17 protein-coding genes are annotated in these 19458 nt (G+C 67.5%); 3 read left to right on the plus strand and 14 right to left on the minus strand.

Features of this window, described 5'->3' with window-relative positions:
* Positions 1–34: 34 nt before the first annotated feature.
* A complete protein-coding gene (glyQ, locus tag AAN986_RS24660) occupies positions 35–973 on the minus strand; it encodes a glycine--tRNA ligase subunit alpha (RefSeq protein WP_016446477.1) in 939 nt (312 codons plus the stop codon).
* A 358-nt stretch (positions 974–1331) separates the two neighbouring features.
* Between glyQ and AAN986_RS24665 the strand changes: the two genes are divergently transcribed.
* Positions 1332–2450, plus strand: a complete 1119-nt coding sequence (locus AAN986_RS24665; protein WP_047217774.1) for an SPFH and helix-turn-helix domain-containing protein — start codon at positions 1332–1334, stop codon at positions 2448–2450.
* 73 nt (positions 2451–2523) lie between these two features.
* Positions 2524–3699: a zinc ribbon domain-containing protein gene (locus tag AAN986_RS24670; RefSeq protein ID WP_013804246.1), complete on the plus strand. Its 1176-nt coding sequence runs from the start codon at positions 2524–2526 to the stop codon at positions 3697–3699.
* Between the two features lie 12 nt (positions 3700–3711).
* Here AAN986_RS24670 and AAN986_RS24675 read toward each other — a convergent pair whose 3' ends face one another.
* The 6 genes from AAN986_RS24675 to AAN986_RS24700 all read right to left on the minus strand — a co-directional run bounded on the left by AAN986_RS24675 (position 3712) and on the right by AAN986_RS24700 (position 11137).
* A complete protein-coding gene (locus AAN986_RS24675; RefSeq protein WP_047217737.1) occupies positions 3712–4827 on the minus strand; it encodes a TIGR03364 family FAD-dependent oxidoreductase in 1116 nt (371 codons plus the stop codon).
* A 33-nt stretch (positions 4828–4860) separates the two neighbouring features.
* The gene (locus tag AAN986_RS24680) at positions 4861–6627 is read right to left on the minus strand and encodes a putative 2-aminoethylphosphonate ABC transporter permease subunit (RefSeq protein WP_047217738.1); all 1767 of its coding nucleotides are present in this window, start codon (positions 6625–6627) and stop codon (positions 4861–4863) included.
* Positions 6624–7697 carry an ATP-binding cassette domain-containing protein gene (locus AAN986_RS24685; RefSeq protein WP_047217739.1) on the minus strand — a complete coding sequence of 358 codons (1074 nt, stop codon included), beginning with the start codon at positions 7695–7697 and terminating at the stop codon, positions 6624–6626. Before AAN986_RS24685 ends, AAN986_RS24680 begins: the two co-directional genes overlap by 4 nt.
* Before the next feature lie 14 nt (positions 7698–7711).
* Positions 7712–8755: a putative 2-aminoethylphosphonate ABC transporter substrate-binding protein gene (locus tag AAN986_RS24690; protein ID WP_047217740.1), complete on the minus strand. Its 1044-nt coding sequence runs from the start codon at positions 8753–8755 to the stop codon at positions 7712–7714.
* A 179-nt stretch (positions 8756–8934) separates the two neighbouring features.
* Positions 8935–9675, minus strand: coding sequence for a GntR family transcriptional regulator (locus AAN986_RS24695; RefSeq protein WP_047217741.1), 741 nt, complete (start codon positions 9673–9675; stop codon positions 8935–8937).
* Positions 9676–9685: 10 nt separating this feature from the next.
* Complete coding sequence (locus tag AAN986_RS24700) at positions 9686–11137, minus strand: NCS1 family nucleobase:cation symporter-1 (RefSeq protein WP_047217742.1); 1452 nt, start codon at positions 11135–11137, stop codon at positions 9686–9688.
* Between the two features lie 213 nt (positions 11138–11350).
* Here AAN986_RS24700 and AAN986_RS24705 point away from each other — a divergent pair, with 213 nt between their 5' ends.
* The gene (locus tag AAN986_RS24705; protein ID WP_047217743.1) at positions 11351–12232 is read left to right on the plus strand and encodes a LysR substrate-binding domain-containing protein; all 882 of its coding nucleotides are present in this window, start codon (positions 11351–11353) and stop codon (positions 12230–12232) included.
* A gap of 6 nt (positions 12233–12238) precedes the next feature.
* Here AAN986_RS24705 and rfbC read toward each other — a convergent pair whose 3' ends face one another.
* The 7 genes from rfbC to lnt form a co-directional block, all read right to left on the minus strand.
* A complete protein-coding gene (rfbC, locus tag AAN986_RS24710; protein ID WP_047217744.1) occupies positions 12239–12787 on the minus strand; it encodes a dTDP-4-dehydrorhamnose 3,5-epimerase in 549 nt (182 codons plus the stop codon).
* Positions 12784–13674 carry a glucose-1-phosphate thymidylyltransferase RfbA gene (gene rfbA, locus AAN986_RS24715; protein WP_012203207.1) on the minus strand — a complete coding sequence of 297 codons (891 nt, stop codon included), beginning with the start codon at positions 13672–13674 and terminating at the stop codon, positions 12784–12786. Before rfbA ends, rfbC begins: the two co-directional genes overlap by 4 nt.
* Before the next feature lie 41 nt (positions 13675–13715).
* Positions 13716–14618: a dTDP-4-dehydrorhamnose reductase gene (rfbD, locus tag AAN986_RS24720; protein WP_047217745.1), complete on the minus strand. Its 903-nt coding sequence runs from the start codon at positions 14616–14618 to the stop codon at positions 13716–13718.
* Entirely contained in the window at positions 14615–15685 is a 1071-nt protein-coding gene (gene rfbB, locus AAN986_RS24725; protein WP_047217746.1) for a dTDP-glucose 4,6-dehydratase, read from the minus strand. Before rfbB ends, rfbD begins: the two co-directional genes overlap by 4 nt.
* A 164-nt stretch (positions 15686–15849) precedes the next feature.
* Entirely contained in the window at positions 15850–17073 is a 1224-nt protein-coding gene (fabB, locus tag AAN986_RS24730) for a beta-ketoacyl-ACP synthase I (RefSeq protein WP_012203204.1), read from the minus strand.
* Entirely contained in the window at positions 17070–17594 is a 525-nt protein-coding gene (gene fabA / locus AAN986_RS24735) for a bifunctional 3-hydroxydecanoyl-ACP dehydratase/trans-2-decenoyl-ACP isomerase (RefSeq protein WP_016446492.1), read from the minus strand. Before fabA ends, fabB begins: the two co-directional genes overlap by 4 nt.
* A 178-nt stretch (positions 17595–17772) precedes the next feature.
* Positions 17773–19425: an apolipoprotein N-acyltransferase gene (gene lnt, locus AAN986_RS24740; protein WP_016451848.1), complete on the minus strand. Its 1653-nt coding sequence runs from the start codon at positions 19423–19425 to the stop codon at positions 17773–17775.
* Positions 19426–19458: the final 33 nt, after the last annotated feature.

Raw genomic sequence — 19458 nt, forward strand, 5'->3', positions numbered from 1 at the left:
GGTCTGATGTTCTCTCGGTGCAGCGGTGTCCGCCTCAGGCGGCCTTCTTGCCCTGTTGTTCGGCGGCCTTGGCTAGCTCGGCCAGCACTTCGTCGGCATGGGCCTTGGGCGCCATGGGGAAGCCCAGGCGCGCACGGCTGTCCATATAGGCCTTGGCCACGGCGCGGGCCAGGTTGCGGATACGGCCGATGTAGGCGGCACGCTCCGTCACGCTGATGGCGCCGCGCGCATCGAGCAGGTTGAAGGTGTGGGCGGCCTTGAGCACCTGCTCGTAGGCCGGCAGCGCCAGCTGTTCGCCGATCAGGTGGTTGGCCTGCTTTTCGTGGGCGCTGAAGGCGGTGAACAGGAAGTCGGCGTCCGAGTGCTCGAAGTTGTAGGTGGACTGCTCCACCTCGTTCTGGTGGTAGACGTCGCCGTAGCTCAGGCCGTCGGTCCAGGTCAGGTTGTAGACGTTGTCCACGCCCTGCAGGTACATGGCCAGGCGCTCCAGACCATAGGTGATCTCGCCGGTGGCGGGCTTGCAGTCGATGCCGCCGACCTGCTGGAAGTAGGTGAACTGAGTCACCTCCATGCCGTTGAGCCAGACTTCCCAGCCCAGGCCCCAGGCGCCCAGCGTGGGGTTTTCCCAGTCGTCCTCGACAAAGCGGATGTCGTTCTTCTTGAGATCGAAGCCCAGGGCCTCGAGCGAGCCCAGGTACAGCTCCAGGATGTTGTCGGGCGCGGGCTTGAGCACGACCTGGAACTGGTAGTAGTGCTGCAGGCGGTTGGGGTTGTCGCCGTAGCGGCCGTCCTTGGGGCGGCGGCTGGGCTGCACGTAGGCGGCCTTCCAGGGCTCGGGGCCCAGGGCGCGCAGGAAGGTGGCGGTATGCGAGGTGCCCGCGCCCACTTCCATGTCATAGGGCTGGAGCAGCGCGCAGCCCTGGTCGGCCCAGTAGGACTGCAGCTTGAGGATGATTTGTTGGAAAGTGAGCATGACTTGTTTCAGGCGTCGCACGCAGGCCGGGGCCGCGCCGGTGAATGAGAGGCGGCTCGCGCCGCGCAAACGACGATTTTAAGGCGCCGCCCGGCCCTGCGCCGTGGCGCGGGCCTGCGGCCCCACGGCAGACGCTCCACAGGGCGATCTGCATCAAAAAACGGAGCAGGCGACACATGCCGGCAAAGGCCGTGGCGCGCGAAGCCCCGAAAGCCCGCCTTGCACGACGCATCCGGATCATTTTTTGACAATTCACCGGGGCAGCGGCCGGTGGCCGTTCTCCCCGCCGCCATGCACGCCGCCTAGAATGGCCCATTGACCTTTTTTGTCGTGGACCACCACCGTTTCGGAGCCTGCCATGAACCTGATGAACATCATCACCAAGCAACTGATAGAGATCATCGAGTGGACCGATGACTCGCGCGACACGCTCTCCTACCGCTGGCCCGACGACGACAAGGAAATCAAGAACGGCGCCCAGCTCATCGTGCGTGAGTCGCAGCAGGTGCAGTTTGTCTCGGCCGGCCAGTACGCCGACCTGTTCAGCCCCGGCAAGCACACGCTGACCACGCAGAACATTCCCATCCTGTCCACCATCCAGGGCTGGAAGTACGGCTTCAACTCGCCGTTCAAGTGCGATGTCTACTTCATCAACACGCGCCTGTTCACGGGCAACAAGTGGGGCACCTCCAACCCCGTGATGGTGCGCGACAAGGACTTCGGCGCCGTGCGCCTGCGCGCCTTCGGCACCTATGACTTCCGCATCGTCGAGCCGGCCAAGTTCCTCAAGGAAGTGGCGGGCACGGACCAGAACTTCCGCATCGACGAGTTCGCCGACACCATGCGCTCGCGCATCATCAGCGTGTTCACCGAGTCGCTGGCCAAGGCCCAGGTGCCTGTGCTGGACGTGGCCCAGCGCTATGGCGAGCTGGGCGATGCGCTGCTGCCGCTGATCAACCCGGCCATGACGGACAAGTACGGCCTGGAGATCACCAGCTTCGTGCTGGAGAACGTGTCCGTGCCGCCCGAGGTGGAGCAGGCCATCGACAAGCGCTCCAGCATGACGGCCATCGGCAACCTCAACGACTACGTCAAATACCAGATGGGCCAGGCCATGACCACGGGCGGCGAAGGCGCTGCCGCAGCCACCCTGCCCGCCACCATGGCCATGGGCTTCGGCATGGCGCAGGAGATGATGAAGAGCATGCAAAGCGGCGGCGGTGCCGGTGGCGCACCGGCCGGCCAGGGCCAGGCGTCCGACCCGTTCTCGCCCGCTGCCGCACAGGCGGCCCAGGCCCCCGCAGCGCCCGCCGCCGGTGGACTGCAGGTGCTGACCCCGGCACAGGCGGCCCAAGTGCTGGGTGTGAGCGAGGCCGATGTGCTGGCCGAGATCCAGGCCGGCAACCTCAAGGCACGCCAGATCGGCAGCCAGTGGCGCATTGCGCAAGCCGCACTCGATGACTTCCTGCGCGGCTGACATTTCCGTGTCTTGACCCTTTGCGGCGCCAGGCCCTGCCTGACGCCGCGTCCCGTTTTCCAGGACCGATGCCGTGAGCGCGCCCTCCTCCAGTTCCTCCAGCACCTCGACTTCCCCCGCCTCCGGTTCCTGGGAGGCCGCAGCCGCCGCGCCGGCCATGGTGCGCAAGCACCCCTGCCCCGAATGCGGCGCCAACCTCGAATGGAATGCCCAGGCCCAGGCGCTCAAGTGCCCGTACTGCGGCACCACGGTGCCCTGGAGCGAGGAAACGCGCGAGGAACTGGGCCGCGATGTGGTCGAGCAGGACCTGGCCGAGGCGCTGCGCAACCCCAAGTCCGGCCGGGGCTGGGGCACGGAGGACCGCTACGAGGTCCAGTGCCAGAACTGCCGCGCGATCTCGGTCTTCGTGAACCGCACCGTGGCCCAGCGCTGCGACTTCTGCGGCTCGCCCTCCATCGTCGCCCATGAGGACCAGGGCGATGCCATCACACCGCAGAGCATCCTGCCCTTCAAGATCAGCGACGGCCAGATCCGCGACCGCATCCGCCAGTGGTACGGCAGCCGCTGGTTCGCGCCCAACCGCCTGAAGTCCGCCGCGCTGACCGACACGCTGCACGGCGTCTACCTGCCCTACTGGACCTTCGACGCCCACGCCAGCGCCGACTGGCAGGCCGAGGCGGGCTTCTACTACTACACCACCGAGTCCTACCGCGACAGCAACGGCAACGTGCAGACGCGCCAGGTGCGCCATGTGCGCTGGGAGCCGGCCTCGGGCAGCCTCGCCCATTTCTTCGACGACGAGCTGGTGCCCGGCACCGTGGGCGTGCACGCCAACCTGCTGCGCCAGGTGGAGCCCTTTCCCACGACCACCGACCTCAAGCCCTACACGCCCGAGTTCGTGCGCGGATGGACCGTGGAGCGCTACCAGATCGACTTGGGCAAGGCCGCCCAGGTCAACGTGCAGGACATGGACGAGCAGCTGCGCGCCCTGTGCGCGCGCCAGGTGCCCGGCGACACCTACCGCAACCTGCAGATGCAGCGCGAGTACCAGGGCCGCACCTTCAAGCACATCCTCGTGCCGGTCTGGCTGGTGGGCTACACCTACGGCAGCAAGACCTTCCAGATCATCGCCAACGGCTACACGGGCCAGATTGCGGGCGAGCGCCCCTACAGCGCCCTCAAGATCACGCTGGCCGTGCTGGCCACGATCATGGTGCTGGCGCTGCTGTGGGTGATGTTCGGCAAGTAGGCCGGCTGCCGCTCACCACGCGCTCCAGACCTCCTCGGCCAGACCGAACGCCGTGCTGGCGCCGGACCCGCCCGTGACAGCGACCACGCGCGTGGCCTCGTCGGGCGCATGCACCACGCAGGGCGCGTCCTGCGCACTCGGGTAGACGCCCACCCAGCGCTCCACCACCTGCGCATCGCGCAGGTTGAGGGCCTCGTTCATGTGGCGCAGCATCAGCCGGTCCACGGCTTCGCTGGCAAAAGGCGGGGGCGCTGCGCCGTAGTGGTGGGAGTCGCCCACCACCAGACTGCCGTCGGCGCTTTGCACGGCGATCAGGTGGATGCCGTGGGCCAGGCTTTCGCCCTCCTCCCGCTCCAGTTCGGCGCGCAGCGCGGCGGCTTCGGGCAGGGCGCTGTAGCCCTCGTATCTGACCATGCTCAGGTCACCCATGACCGAGCCCTTGAGCCGAAAGCCCGGCTGCGGCCGCACGCGCAGCATCTGCAGCTGGCACAGCTGGATGCGATGCGGCGCCCACAGGCCGGCGAACAGGCCGCCCGGGTCGGCGTTGTTGCAGACCACCACGCGTTCGCCGTGGTAGCTGGCGCGCGTGCTGCGCACCCGGGGCGCGGCCACCTCGAGCACGGCCTCGCCAAAGCGGAAATCCACGCCCATGGCCTGCTCCAGCCACTGCGCCAGCCGGGCAATGGCCGTGCGCGACTCCACGCGCAGTTCATGCGGGCTGTAGAGCACAGCGGACAAATCCCCAGTACGCAGTGCAGGATGGCGCTCGGCGGCCTGGGCCGGCGTGAGCAGCTCGCAGCGCTCGCCCATCGCCGTGCTCAGGAAGGCATGGAGCACGGCCTCGGCGCTGGGGCGGCGCGCCGTCAGCCACAGGCCGCGGTGCACGACCTCGATGCCGGCCTGCGGCGCAATCTCGGCCCAGGTGTCGCGCGAGCGCATGGCACGCCGCCAGTGGGCACCGGCCTGCTGCCCCGTGACGGTCACAAAGCCGAAGTTGCGGATGGAGGCGGAGATGCAGGCCGCGTCGCGCTCGATGACGAGCACGCTGCGGCCACGGCGCGCAGCCGCATAGGCGTGGGCCAGGCCGACAATGCCGGCCCCCACCACGATCAGGTCGTAGTTCTTCATGAGAAAAAAACGGAGGGAGGAAGAGAGAGGGAATCAGCGCTGGCGCCAGCGCTGCGTGCGCCGCTGCACCCAGGCATCCAGCGCCGCGATCAGCAGCCGGCCCGTGGCGGCGGTAGCAAAGATCAGCGTGGCCATGGCGGCGGCGGGCGCGGTGTCGCCCGCGTCGTCCATGGCCAGCACGGCCACCGAGGCCAGCGTGGTTTCGGGCGAGTAGAGGAACACCACGGCCGACACCGTGGTCATGGCGTTGACGAAGAAGTAACCGGCCACCTGCATCACTACGGGCAGGCATACCGGCAGGTGCACGCGCCACAGCAGCGTCCAGAAGGCCACGCCCAGAGAATCGGCCACGCGCTCGTATTCGGCATCGAGCTGCTGCAGCGCGGCCAGTTGCGTGATGTGCGCCACCGAGAAGAAATGCGCCACCGAGCACAGCACCAGGATGGCCATGCTGCCGTACAGGAAGTGCAGCGGATTGCCCTGGGCATTGAAGAACAGGATGTAGCCCAGGCCCAGCGCCAGCCCCGGCACGGCCATGGGCAGCGTGGCCACGGCATGCAGCCACTGGCGCGTGCGCGCCCAGCGCTGTGGCTTGGCGACCAGGTAGGCGGTCACAAAACTCAGCACCGCCCCCACCACCGCCGTGGCCAGCGCCATGGACAGCGAGTTGCCATAGCTGGCCCAGCCGCCGCCGTCCATCATGTCGAAGCGGTAGTTCTTGAACGTCAGCGTGAGGTTGTAGGGCCAGTAGCTGACCAGGGAGGCCAGCACGGCCGTACCCATGACGGCCAGCAGCGCCAGCGCCACCAGCGCGCAGTACGCAAGCAGCGCGCGGTCCAGCGGCGCATGGGGCTGGGGCACCAGCGGCACGGAGCGCACGCCCATGGTCGCCGCCTGGCGCGCACGCAAATGGCGCTCTGCCGCAAAGGCCAGGCCGGCCGGCACCAGCAGCAGCATGGCCACCACGGCACCCATGGACAGCTTTTGCTGGCCTATGACCTGCTTGTAGATATCGGTGGCCAGCATGGCCGTGTTGCCGCCAATGACCTTGGGCACGCCGAAGTCGGTCACCACGAGCACGAAGACCACGATCCACGAAATCATCAGCCCGTAGCGGCTGGCCGGCAGCGTGACCTGGCGGAAGCTGCGCCAGCGGCTGGCGCCCAGCGTGGCGGCCGCCTCGTACAGGCGCGCATCGCCCGAGGCCAGCGTGGTGCACAGGATCATCAGCGCATGCGGAAAGGTCCAGAGCACCGAGCCCACGATGATGCCGAAGGGCCCGTAGGCCGAGCCCCCCTGCAGCCAGCCCTTGAGCAGGCCCTGGCTGCCGAACAGGTAGATCAGGCTGATGGCCATGAGCAACGAAGGCGCCAGGAGCGGCACCAGGGCCAGGCCCCGGAACCAGCGCGCCAGCGGCATGCAGCTGCGCACCACGCCATAGGCATAGACATAGGCCAGCAGCACGCAGACCGTGCTGCTCACGGCCGACAGCCACAGGCTGTTGAACAGCGATTGCGCCACGCCCGGCATGCGCGCATAGGTGATGAACTGGGCCAGGCCCGTGAAGCGGCCCGTGTCGTCCCAGAAACTCCTGCCCAGCAGGCTGGCGACCGGCAGGGCGATGGTGGCCAGCAGCCAGGCCAGTGCGCCCAGCACCAGGGCGCCCAGCCACCAGCGCTCCCAGCCTGCGCTGCGCCCCCGCGGACGCACGGGCCCTGCAGGCGCGCTGCGGCGGGCGGAAACGGAGCGGTCCACCGGCACGGGCACGGAAATGGCCGTGTCCATGGGATGCGCGCTCATGCGGCCTTCCTCACGTCTGGCGCCGCCAACGGCTGCAGCGCAGCGGCGGGCAGCTCCATCAGCACCTCGCCCTGCAGCCAGTCGGGCAGGCCCACGTCGTGGCGCAGCGGCCACTGGGCGTCAACCTGGCATTGCAGCGTGGGGCTGAACAGGCGCACCAGGGCCATCGATCCCAGGAACGAGGTCTCCACCACGCGGGCGCGGAACAGGTTGGCCAATGCCGTGGGCTGGGCCGGGTGCAGCACCACGCTCTCGGGCCGCACGCCCACTAGCAGCGCGTCGCCACGCTCGAAGCCGGCCAGCGCACAGCGCAGGCTGGCCTCGCCGATGCGCACCTGGTCCGCCGATTGGGCCGTGGCCGGCAGCAGGTTCATGCGGCCCACGAAGCCGGCCGCGAACTGGCTCACGGGCCGGGCATAGAGCTGCTCGGGCGAGCCCTGCTGCTCGATGCGGCCCTGGTGCATGAGCACCACGCGGTCGGCCATGGACAAGGCCTCTTCCTGGTCGTGCGTGACCATGATGGAGGCAATGCCCAGCTGGCGCTGCAACTGGCGGATCTCGCTGCGCAGCTCGGTGCGCACCTGGGCATCGAGCGCGGACAGCGGCTCGTCCAGCAGCAGCAGGCGCGGCCGGGGCGCCAGCGCACGGGCCAGCGCCACGCGCTGCTGCTGGCCGCCCGACAGCTGGGCCGGGTAGCGCTGGGCCTGCGCGCCCAGGCCCACCAGGGACAGCATCTCGGCCACACGCTCGCGCGCCTGCGTCGCAGGCTGCCCGTTCAGCCCGAAGGCCACGTTCTGCGCGGCCGTGAGATTGGGAAACAGCGCATAGCTCTGGAACACCACGCCAAAGCCACGGCGTGCGGCCGGCCAGCGCGTGATGTCATCGCCCTGGAACAGCACCCTGCCCTCGTCAGGCATGTCGATACCGCAGACGATGCGCAGCAGCGTGGTCTTGCCGCAGCCCGAAGGGCCGAGCAGGCTGACGAACTCGCCCGCCTCCACGTTCAGGTCAATGCCGCGCAGCACCTGCTGCTCGCGGTAGCGCTTGGCGATATGGTCTATGCGCAGCATGGCGTGGCTCCGGCTTACTTTTTCTCTGCCTTGGCTTCGTAGCGGCGGCTCCACTCGGCCAGGATGCGGTCGCGGTTATCGGCGGCCCAGTTGAAATCGTTCTTCGCCAACCGTTTTTCCAGATCGGCGGGAATGAACTCCAGCTTCTCCTGCGCCTCGGGCAGGGCCAGCACGGCGAAGTTGGCGGCGTACAGCTTGTTGGCCTCTGGCGTGACGGCCCAGTCGGCCAGCGCCTTGGCGGCTTCCTGCTTCTTGCTGGTCTTGAGGATGGCCGTGGCCTCCACGTCCCAGCCCAGGCCTTCCTGCGGGAAGACGATGTCGATGGGCGCACCGTCCTTCTTGGTCTTGCTGGCGCGGTACTCGAAGCTCAGGCCCACGGGAAACTCGCCGGCCCCCGCCTGGCGGCAGGGCTTGGAGCCGCTGTGCGTGTACACGCCCATGTTCTGGTGCAGGCCGTCCATGTAGGCCCAGCCTTTTTCCTCGCCCATGATCTGCAGCCAGGCCGCGACCATCAGGTAGCCCGTGCCGCTGGAGGCCGGGTGGGGCATGGTGATCGTGCCCTTGAACTCGGGCCTGACCAGGTCGGCCCAGCTGGCGGGCACGGGCAGCTTGCGCTTGCCGGCCTCCACGGTGTTGAAGCAGATGGCCGAGGACCACAGGTCCATGCCCACCCAGGTCGGCTGGGCGCGCGGATCGCGCATGTTGGCGCGCACCTTGTCCAGGCCCTTGGGCGCATAGGGCTGCAGCATGCCCTGCTTGTCCAGCAGCATCAGCGAGGTGGCGGCCACGCCCCAGATCACGTCGGCCTGGGGATTGGCCTTCTCGGCCAGCAGGCGGGCCGTGATGATGCCCGTGCTGTCACGCACGAACTTGAGTTCGATCTCGGGATGGGCCTTCTCGAAGCCGCTCTTGTAGGCCTTGATCTGGTCGGCCTCCAGCGCGCTGTAGACCAGCAGCTCGGTCTTGGCCGCGTGGGCCAGGGAGGCGAAGGAGGCGACGGTCAGCGCCGCAGAGGCAATGGCGAGGCGGCGGCCCAGGGAGGCAAGGGTGTGGCGCATGGCGTGGCAGTTCCGTTGTGGGTTCGTGGACAGGTGGCAGGTTCACCACCTCTGACACCCACTTTAGGAAGCGCAGGTGAAACGCCCGTGTCACACAACGGAAATTTGGCGAAGCGGGTATTGGCGGATTTGGGTGCCCTCCGCCCCCTCGGCGCCCCCCCGCCCCGCTCCCATTTTCTTCAGCGGCGCAGCTTTACCCTGCCCGGGCGCTCAGCCTGGGCCGTCTGCGGCTGCAGTGCATCCAGCAGCCGGTCCTGCAGGCGCGCGCGGTGGGCAAGGTTCTCATCCAGCCGCGCGGCCAGCGCGTCGATGTGCTCGCGCATCAGTTGCTCGGCGCGCGCCATGTCGCCGGCCGCCAGCGCATCGACGATGGCCTCGTGGTCGGCATTGGAGTGCTGGGCCTCGGTCTGCGACTGGTACAGCGCAGACACCAGGGTGGTGCGCGCCGACAGGTCGGCCATCATGGCCGTGAGAAAGCGGTTGCCCATCTGCTCGGCCAGGCAGACGTGGAAGTCGGCCAGCAGCACGCTGCGCTGGCCGGCGTTGTCGGCCTCGGCGATGGCGCCCCGCTCCTGTGCCACATGCTCGCGCAGCGTGCGTATGGCCGCCTGCAGCGGCCGGCCCGCGTCGCGCAGCATGCCGGACTCCAGCACGCGGCGCGCGGCATAGGTTTCCTGGGCTTCCTCGAACGAGGGCTCGACCACGTACCAGCCCTGGCGCGAGCGCACCTCGACGAAGCCGCGCGCCTGCAGCTGCATCAGCGCCTCGCGCACCATGGTGCGGCTCACGCCGAAGACCTCGGCCAGTTCCTTTTCGCCCAGGCGTTCGCCAGGGCGCAGCTTGCGCTCGACGATGGAGCGCATCACGCGCTCGGCGATCAAGGCCGGCCCGGTGGCCGGCACATCCTGTGGCTCGGACATGGCAGCCTGCTCAGGCCGCGGCCGGAATGCGGCGCGGGCGCAGCGTGGCCATCACCCAGTACACGCTGCCGCCGATCAGCACGCCGAAGAACCAGCCGTAGGTGCCCCACCAGACCGGCAGCAGGCTGGTGAAGTTGGGCAGGATGGTGGAGAACACGCTGCCGATGCCCGTGGCGATGAGCGCGTTGACGTTCCAGCCGCCCTCGTAGCGGTACTCGCCATGTTCGTCATACAGCGCGGCCACGTTGATGTTGCCCTTGGCCACCAGGTAGTAGTCCACCAGGATGATGCCCAGCAGCGGCCCCATGGTGGCGCCGATGGCGTTCACGAAGTGGGCAGCGCCGCCCTCCCATGGTGCAAAGGGGTAGAGAGCCAGGGCGATCAGTGCGGCGATGTATCCGCCGCGCTTGAAGTCGATGCGCTTGGGAAACACGTTGGAAATATCGAAGGCCGCCGAGACGAAGTTGGCCACCACGTTGATGCCCAGCGTGGCCACGGCAAAGGTGACGGCGGCCAGCAGGGCCAGCACCCAGCTGTCGAACTTGGCCGAGATCTGCTCGGGGTGCAGCAGCACCTCGCCATAGACCTTGAAGGCCGCAATCGTGGTGATGCCGGCCACCAGCGAGAAAGCGATCAGGTTCACGGGCAGGCCCCAGAGGTTGCCCTTGGCGACCGCTTCCTTGTTCTTCGCATAGCGCGAGAAGTCGCAGAAGTTCAGGTACAGCGCCGCAAAGTAGGTGATCCAGGTCGCGCCCACCGCCATCAGCGCCCAGAAGCTGCCCGGCGCGCCGCTCACCCCCGCATCCTTGGTCTTGTCCAGCAGCACATCCATGGGAATGCCATGGTCGAAGCTGAAGCCGCCGGCCTTCACGCACAGGCCGATGGCCAGCACCAGCATGGCGATCCACACGGCAGGCCCCGCCCAGTCCTGGAATCGCCGCACGGTCTCCATGCCCCTTTGGATGATCAGCAGCTGCAAGGCCCAGATGACCACGTAGCAGATCACCTCCAGCCCCGAATGGCCCAGCCAGTGCGTGGTCTGGTGGAAGGACAGCAGGGCGTCATTGCGCACCATCAGCGCCACCATGGCGCCCGAGGCCGCCGCCGTCTGCGCGCCATACCAGAAGCAGGCCACGATGGCGCGCACCAGTGCAGCCAGATTCGCCCCCCAGACCCCGAACGAGGCACGCGCCAGCACCGGGTAGGGCACGCCGGTCTTCTCGCCCGCATAGCCCACCAGGTTCATCAGAAAAAAGATGACCAGGGAGCTGATGCCGATGGCGATCAGAAAATTGACGAAGCTGCCGCACAGCAGAAACAGGCTGGCCGCCAGGTAGTAGCCCCAGAGGCTGTGCACGTCCGAAGTCCAGACGTTGAAGATGCTGAAGGCGCCCCAGCGGCGGTCCCTGGTGGGCGCCAGATCTTCGTTGTAGAGACCTGGCGAGGGGTTGCGGATGTCCATTGATGCGCTCCTTGACCACGAGTAATCACTGACACAAGACCAGCCGAAAACCATGATCAGCTGGCACACAAACTGGCACGCAAACTGGTATGCAAGAAGTGTGCCTTTGGGCGCAGGAGTTTTTTCCCGGGACATACCCGGCCACCGCAGGCCTTCGGGCTGCGGCGACATGGTGAAATATGGAGCCGGACCTACCCTCCCTCCAACCCCGCCATGTTCGTCACGCAGCTCAAGTCCTTTTTCTGGGTCGCCCGCCTTGGCAGCATCACGCAAGCCGCGCGCCAGCTCGCACTAAGCCAGCCCACCGTGACCACCCAGATCCGCGCACTGGAAGAGCACTACGGCGTGGAGCTGTTCCACCGCCAGGGCGGGCGCCTGTCCATCACCGATGCCGGGCTGCGCCTGCTGCCCCAGGTCGAGCAATTGCTGCTGCAGACCATCCAGCTGGAGTCGGCGCTGCGCCATTCGGGCGATGCCAGCCAGGGCCAGCTGCGCATCGGTGCGACGGCGCCCTACTACGTGCTGGACATCGTCAAGCGCTACCAGCAGCGCTTCGAGCGGGTGGAAGTGGCCATCGTGGGCGGCAACTCGCGCCAGATGGTGCAGGCGCTGGTGGACTACCAGGTGGACCTGGCGACCTCATCGCACCTGGAAGGTGATCCGCGCCTGCTGCGCGTGGAACTGGGCCAGGACCCGCTGGCCCTGCTGGTGCACCGCAGCCACCGGCTGGCGCAGCGCACCATGGTGCAGGCGTCCGATCTGGTGCAAGACACGCTGATCCTGCGCGAGCGCGGCTCCATGACGCGCCAGCTCACCGAACAGATGCTGGCCGCCGCCGGCCTGGCACCGCGCCACGTCATGGAAATCGCCAGCCGCGAAGCCATCCGCGAGGCCGTGATCCGCGACATGGGCATCAGCGTCTTCGCCCGGCATGAAGCCTCGGCCCACCCCGACATCGTCGTCCTGCCCTTCGCAGGCCCCGTGCCGCGCCTGCCCGAGTACCTGTACTGCCTGCGCGAACGCCGCCAGGCCCGGCTGATCGCCGGCTTTCTGGAGGAGGCCGTGCCGGGCGGGGTGCTGCCGGACCAGATGTGAACCGGCTCAGGCCAGCTCGGCATCCGCCAGCAGCGGCTGCCTGAGGTCCTTGTCAGACAGCGACAGCTCCACATCGAGCTGCGGCCATTGCACGCCGATGGTCGGGTCGTCCCAGGCAATGCCGCGATCGGCCTGGGGCGCGTAGAAGGCCGTGGCCTTGTAGAGGAAGTCGGCGCTGTCGCTGAGCACCATGAAGCCGTGGGCAAAGCCTGGGGGCACCCACAGCTGGCGGTGGTTGTCTTCCGTCAGCTCGGCGCCCACCCATTGGCCGAAGGTCGGCGAGCCCTTGCGGATGTCCACGGCCACGTCGAACACGGCGCCGCGCACCACGCGCACGAGCTTGCCCTGGGCATGGGGCGGCAGCTGGTAGTGCAGGCCGCGCAGCACGCCTTTCTTGCTGCGGCTGTGGTTGTCCTGCACGAACTGGTGGTCCGTGCCCGTGGCCTGGTTGAAGGCCTGCTGGTTGAAGCTTTCGAGGAAGAAGCCGCGATCGTCACCAAACACCTTGGGCTCGATCAGCATCACCTCGGGGATGGCCAGGGGTGTTGCCTTCATGCGTGCACCTTTTCCTTGAGGATCTGCAGCAGGTACTGGCCGTAGCCATTCTTGGCCAAGGCCTGGCCCAGCGTCTCGAGCTGGGCGCGATCTATCCAGCCCTGGCGGAAGGCGATCTCCTCGGGGCATGACACCTTCAGGCCCTGGCGCTGCTGCAGCGTGGCGATGAACTGGCCTGCCTCCAGCAGGCTGTCGTGCGTGCCCGTGTCCAGCCAGGCATAGCCACGGCCCATGAGCTCCACATTGAGCTGGCCCTTGTCCAGATACAGGCGGTTGAGGTCGGTGATTTCCAGCTCGCCGCGCGCCGAGGGCTTGATGGACTTGGCCAGCTCAACGACCTGGTTGTCGTAGAAATACAGGCCCGTGACCGCGTAGTTGCTCCTGGGCTGCTTGGGCTTTTCCTCCAGGGAAAGAACCCGGCCCTGGGCATCGAACTCGGCCACGCCATAGCGTTCCGGGTCCTGCACATGGTAGGCAAACACCGTGGCGCCTTCGCTGCGCGCGTCAGCGCGTTCGAGCAGGCGGGGGAAATCGTGTCCGTAGTAGATGTTGTCGCCCAGCACCAGGGCGCTGGGGGCGCCGGCCAGGAAGTCTTCGGCAATCAAAAAGGCCTGGGCCAGGCCATCCGGGCTGGGCTGGACGGCGTACTCCAGCTTCAGGCCCCACTGCGAGCCGTCGCCCAGCAATTGCTCGAAGCGCGGCGTGTCCTGCGGGGTGCTGATCACGAGGATTTCGCGGATGCCCGCGAGCATGAGGGCGCTCAGCGGGTAGTAGATCATGGGCTTGTCGTAGACCGGCAGCAGTTGCTTGCTGATGGCCAGCGTGGCCGGGTGCAGGCGGGTGCCGGAGCCGCCCGCGAGGATGATGCCTTTGCGTGTCTGGTTCATGTCCTGGATCCTGGGGTTCTTGCTGAAGCGCGCAGCCACGCTCAGATGATTTCCTGCAGCATGCGGTCCACGCCGGCCTGCCAGTGCGGCAGGCGCAGGCCGAAGGTCTGCTGCAACCGGTCGGTGTTCAGCCGGGAATTGTGCGGACGCTGCGCCGGGGTGGGAAAGGCGCTGGTGGGCACGGCAGCTATGCGCTGCACCTTCCAGGGCCGGTCGGGCGCGAGTTCGCGGGCGCGGGCGATCACGTGGCTGGCATAGGCGTGCCAGGTGGTCTCGCCACCGGCAACCAGGTGGTACAGGCCCTGGTCGCCGGGTTGGCGCTGCAGCTGGCGAATGGCATGGGCCGTGACGTCGGCGATGAGGTCCGCGCCCGTCGGTGCGCCCCATTGGTCGTCGATCACGCTCAGCGCCTCACGCTCCTGGGCCAGGCGCAGCATGGTCTTGGCGAAGTTGCCGCCGCGCGCCGCATAGACCCAGCTGGTGCGAAAGATCAGGTGGCGGCAGCCCGAAGCCTGGATCAGTTGCTCGCCTTCGAGCTTGCTGCTGCCATAGACGGACAGCGGCGCCGTGGCCTCGGTCTCCGTGCGCGCGGCGCTGCCGCTGCCGTCGAAGACGTAGTCCGTGCTGTAGTGCACCAGCAGCGCACCGGTCTGCGCCGCCTCGCGGGCCAGCACCTGGGGTGCCAGCGCGTTGAGCAGCCGCGCCTGGTCAGGCTCGCTTTCGGCCTTGTCCACGGCCGTGTGGGCGGCGGCATTGACGATGACATCGGGACGCAGAGCGCGCACGGTGCGTGCAAGCTCATCGAGGCGCGAGAGATCGCCGCACAGGCCCTGGCCACCGGCGTCGCCCTGGCGGTCCAGCGCAATCAGTTCGCCCAGTGGCGCCAGGCTGCGCTGCAGCTCCCAGCCCACCTGGCCATTGCGGCCCAGCAGCAGCAGCTTCATGCGCCGGCTCCCTCCGTGTACTGGCGGCTGACCCATTCGCGGTAGGCGCCAGACTGCACATCAGCCACCCATTCGGGGTTGTCCAGGTACCACTGCACGGTCTTGCGGATGCCGGTCTCGAAGGTCTCGGCGGGCTTCCAGCCCAGTTCGCGCTCGAGCTTGCGCGCGTCGATGGCATAGCGCCGGTCATGGCCGGGCCGGTCCTTCACATAGGTGATCTGTGCGCTGTAGCTGGTGCCATCGGCCTTGGGGCGCAGCTCGTCGAGCAGCGCGCAGACCGTGTTCACGATCTCGACGTTGGGCTTCTCGTTCCAGCCGCCCACGTTGTAGGTGTCGCCCAGCTTGCCGGCCTCCAGCACGCGGCGGATGGCGCTGCAGTGGTCGCGCACATAGAGCCAGTCGCGCACCTGCATGCCGTCGCCATAGATGGGCAAAGGCTTGCCGGCCAGGGCGTTGACGATCATCAGCGGGATCAGCTTCTCGGGAAAATGCAGCGGGCCGTAGTTGTTGCTGCAGTTGGTCGTCAGCACGGGCAGGCCGTAGGTGTGATGCCAGGCGCGCACCAGGTGGTCGCTGGCGGCCTTGCTGGCCGAGTACGGGCTGTTGGGCTCGTAGAGGTGGTCTTCGGTGAAGGCCGGTGCCGCAGGCGCCAGGCTGCCGTAGACCTCGTCGGTGGACACATGCAGGAAGCGGAAGGCCGCCTTGGCCTCGGCATCCAGCGCGCTCCAGTAGCCACGCACGGCTTCGAGCAGGCGGAAGGTGCCGACCACGTTGGTCTGGATGAAGTCCTCGGGGCCATGGATGGAGCGGTCCACATGGCTCTCGGCCGCGAAGTTGACCACGGCGCGCGGCCTGTGCTCGGCCAGCAGACGGGCCAGGGTCTGGCCGTCGCCGATGTCGGCCTGCACGAAGACATGGCGCGCATCGCCTTGCAGGCTCTCCAGGCTTTTGAGGTTGCCGGCGTAGGTGAGCTTGTCCACGTTGAGCACCGGCTCATCGCCGGCAGCCAGCCAGTCCAGCACGAAATTGGCGCCGATGAAGCCAGCGCCGCCTGTGACAAGAATCATGGTTCAACCTTGCAAAATTTCATTGTTCTTGGGGCGGGGATCCGGCAGCAGCTTGGGGTGCTGCCTCCCGCCCAGCCTGGGCATTGTCGGCGCTCACCAGTAAAAAAGCCCGCAGGAGGCGGGCTTTTTCCTTCAGGACACGCCTTTTACACACCAGGGCGTGTTCACTGGCCCTGCCAGCGGCGCAGCACCAGCGAGGCGTTCGTGCCGCCAAAGCCGAAGCTGTTGGACAGCACGGTGTTCAACTGGGCATCGCGCGTGCGGGTGACCAGGGGCATGTCGCCCAGTGCCGGATCGGGCGTGTCCACGTTGACCGAGCCTGCGATGAAGCCCTTGTTCATCATGATCATGCAGTAGATGGCTTCCTGCACGCCGGTCGCGCCCAGCGAGTGGCCGGTCAGCGACTTGGTGGAGGAGAACGGCGGCACCTGGTCGCCGAACAGCGCGCGCATGGCGCGCACTTCCTGCATGTCGCCCACAGGCGTGGAGGTGCCGTGGGTGTTGATGTAGTCCACGCCGCCTTCGATGCCTTCAAGGGCCTGCTGCATGCAGGCGATGGCGCCGTCGCCCGAGGGCGCGACCATGTCCTCGCCATCGCTGGTGGCGCCAAAGCCCACGACTTCGGCCAGGATGTTCGCACCCCGGGCCTGGGCATGCTCCAGGCTTTCCAGCACCACGGCACCGCCGCCGCCTGCGATCACGAAACCGTCGCGGTTGGCGTCATAGGCGCGCGAAGCCTTTTCGGGTTGGTCGTTGTGCTTGCTGGACATGGCACCCATGCCGTCGAACAGCAGGGCCATGCCCCAGGACAGCTCTTCGCCGCCACCAGCAAACATCACATCCTGCATGCCCCAGGCAATCTGCTGTGCCGCAGCACCGATGCAGTGCGCCGAGGTGGAGCAGGCCGAGGTGATGGAGTAGTTGATGCCCTTGACCTTGAAATTGGTCGCCAGGCAGGCGGACACCGTGGAGCTCATGCAGCGCGTGACCTGGTAGGGCCCGACGCGGCGAATGCCCTTTTCGCGCAGCGTGTCGGCCGCCTCGATCTGGTTGGCCGGCGACCCGCCGCCCGAGCCCATGATCAGGCCGGTACGCGGATGGCTGACCTGCTCGGGAGCCAGGCCGGCCTGGGCGATGGCATCTTCCAGCGCGATCTGCGCATAGGCAGCGGCATCGCCCATGAAGCGCAGCTGCTTGCGATCGATACGTGCCTCGACGTCGATCTCCGGCACACCGGCCACCTGGCTGCGCATGCCCAGTTCGGTGAACTTCGGCATGGCCTTGATGCCCGTGCGCCCCTCGCGCAGCGAGGTCTCCACGGTATCGAGGTCGTTGCCGATGCACGAGACAATGCCCGCGCCGGTGATGACTACGCGACGTTTGGTCATGCTGCCGTTCCCTGGCCTTCACCCTCGCGCAGGAACAGGCCCACGCGCAGGTCATTGGCGACGTAGATTTCCTTGCCGTCGGCCAGCAGGCGTGCATCGCCGATGGCCATGTTGAGCTTGCGCTTGATCACGCGCTTGATGTCGATTTCGTAGGTCACGAGCTTGACGTCAGGACCCACTTCGCCCGTGAACTTGACTTCGCCGGCGCCCAGCGCACGGCCCCGGCCCGGAAGGCGCAGCCAGGTCAGGTAAAAGCCGATCAGTTGCCACATGGCGTCCAGACCCAGGCAGCCGGGCATGACGGGGTCGCCCCGGAAATGGCAGTCGAAGAACCAGAGATCAGGCTTGATGTCGAGTTCGGCGACGATCTTGCCCAGGCCGTGGGCGCCACCATCCGTGTCGATGTGCGTGATGCGGTCGAACATCAGCATGGGAGGCAGTGGCAGACGCCCGCTGTCTGCGGAAAACAGCTTGCCTTCGCCCGAAGCGATCAGTTGCTCATACGAAAAAGAATCGGCCATTGTCTAACTTGCTCCACGGCGGCACTGACGCCACCTCTATCTCTGAATGGGTGCGGCCCGCAGCGGACCATGCAGCCGCGCATTATCGGGGCTGAACGTTGCCAGACTGCAACAAAACCCCGAGGCCGCATCAAAACTCTGCCACAAAAGCCACGCCGACCCAGGTCGCGGGACTTGGCTACAGCCCCTGAACCGAGGCCCTGCGGCGGCCGATCCAGGCCACCAGCAGCACCGCCGCAGCAGCGGCGCACAGCGGGACCAGGCCTGCTGCATTCACCCAGCGCGCAAACGGTGTCAAGGCCTCGCGGCCCTGCACACTGGCCTCAAGCACCGCGCGCTCGTAAGGCACCAGCGCGTGCGTCACCACGCCCCGGTGGTCGATGGCCACCGTGGCGCCGGTATTGGTGGCGCGCAGCATGGGGCGCTCGAACTCCAGCGCCCGCATGCGGCTGATGGCCAGATGCTGGTCGATCGCCACGCTGTCGCCAAACCAGCCGATGTTGCTGAAATTCACCAGCACCGTGGGCGCCGTCGCTGCATTGCCGAAATGTGCACCCAGCTCTTCGCCAAACAAATCCTCGTAGCAGATGTTGGGTGACAGCCGCTCGCCAGCCCAGGCCATGGAAGGCTGGCCCAGCGCGCCGCGGTTGAAGTCGCCCAGCGGTATGTTCATCATCTGCGTGAACCAGCGAAACAGCGGCGGGATGAACTCCCCGAAGGGCACCAGATGGTGCTTGTCGTATTGGTAGTCCTGGATCTGGCCAGGCTGCCAGCCCACGACCGAGTTCGTATAGCCGGCCTCTTCCGAGCCCAGCGGAATGCCCAGCAGCGCCGCCTGCCGGCCTCCCTTCTTCAGATACGGTTCGCGCAGCAGGTCCAGGTATTCCTCGGGCAACTGCTGGGGCAGCAGGGGCACGGCCGTCTCGGGTGCGACCACCAGCTGCGCCGTGGCCGCGCGCAGCTCCCGCCCGTACCAGCCCAGGGCCAGCGGAATGCCGCTGCCGGCCTCGAACTTCTCATCCTGCGGGATATTGCCCTGCAGCATGGCCACGCTCAGCGCTGGCCGTTCGGCCGATGGTGCATTGATGGCGGCATCGCGAAGCCACCACAGCCCGCCCCAGGCCAGAACCAGGGCCGCCACAGTGGCCGCGCACCGTGCAGGCCGAAGGGCTTGTCCGCCCCGCGAACCGGCCGCCAAGGCGGCCAGCCAATATGCCAGCCAGGACGCCACCGCCCCCGTGCCGTAGACGCCGATCCAGCGCGGCAGCACCGACAGGGGCCCTTCGACGTGGGCATAGCCCCCCGCGCCCCAGGGAAAGCCGGTCCACAGCCAGCCACGCGCCAATTCGGCCAGCAGCCAGACGGCGGCGAACAGCAAGGCGCCGCCCGCCGTGCTGGTGGGGCGCAGCTTGTGCCAGCCCCAGGCGGCCACCGCGTAGTAGCTGCCCAGGAAGGCCGCAAGCGCCAGCACGGCGGCAACGGCCAGCGGCGCAGGCAGGCCGCCATAGACATGCATGGAGATGAACAGCCACCAGAAGGTGGCCACCAGCCAGGCGGTGGCATAGAGCATGGCCCGCCCCGCCGCCTGGGCCGGGCGCTGTGCCGTCTGCAGGGCGCGTGCCAGCACGGCCAGCGACAGAATCTGCAGCCACCACAGCGGGCGGCCATAGCCGCCGACCAGGCTCAGCGGCCCGTCGCCCTGGCCGCGCGCCCAGGGCCAGGCCAGCGACAGGGCCTGGGCTGCACCCGCAAGCAGCAGCAGCACGCCCACGGCGAGCCGGCCCATGCGCCGGCCGTCTTGCGAAAAAGCGGAAGAACTGGACAGGGGCATCGGCCAGGTACGGGAGAGATGTCGGTGGGGATA

It is taken from the genome of Delftia sp. DS1230 (assembly GCF_040112715.1).
GTDB classification, from domain to species: domain Bacteria; phylum Pseudomonadota; class Gammaproteobacteria; order Burkholderiales; family Burkholderiaceae_C; genus Comamonas; species Comamonas tsuruhatensis.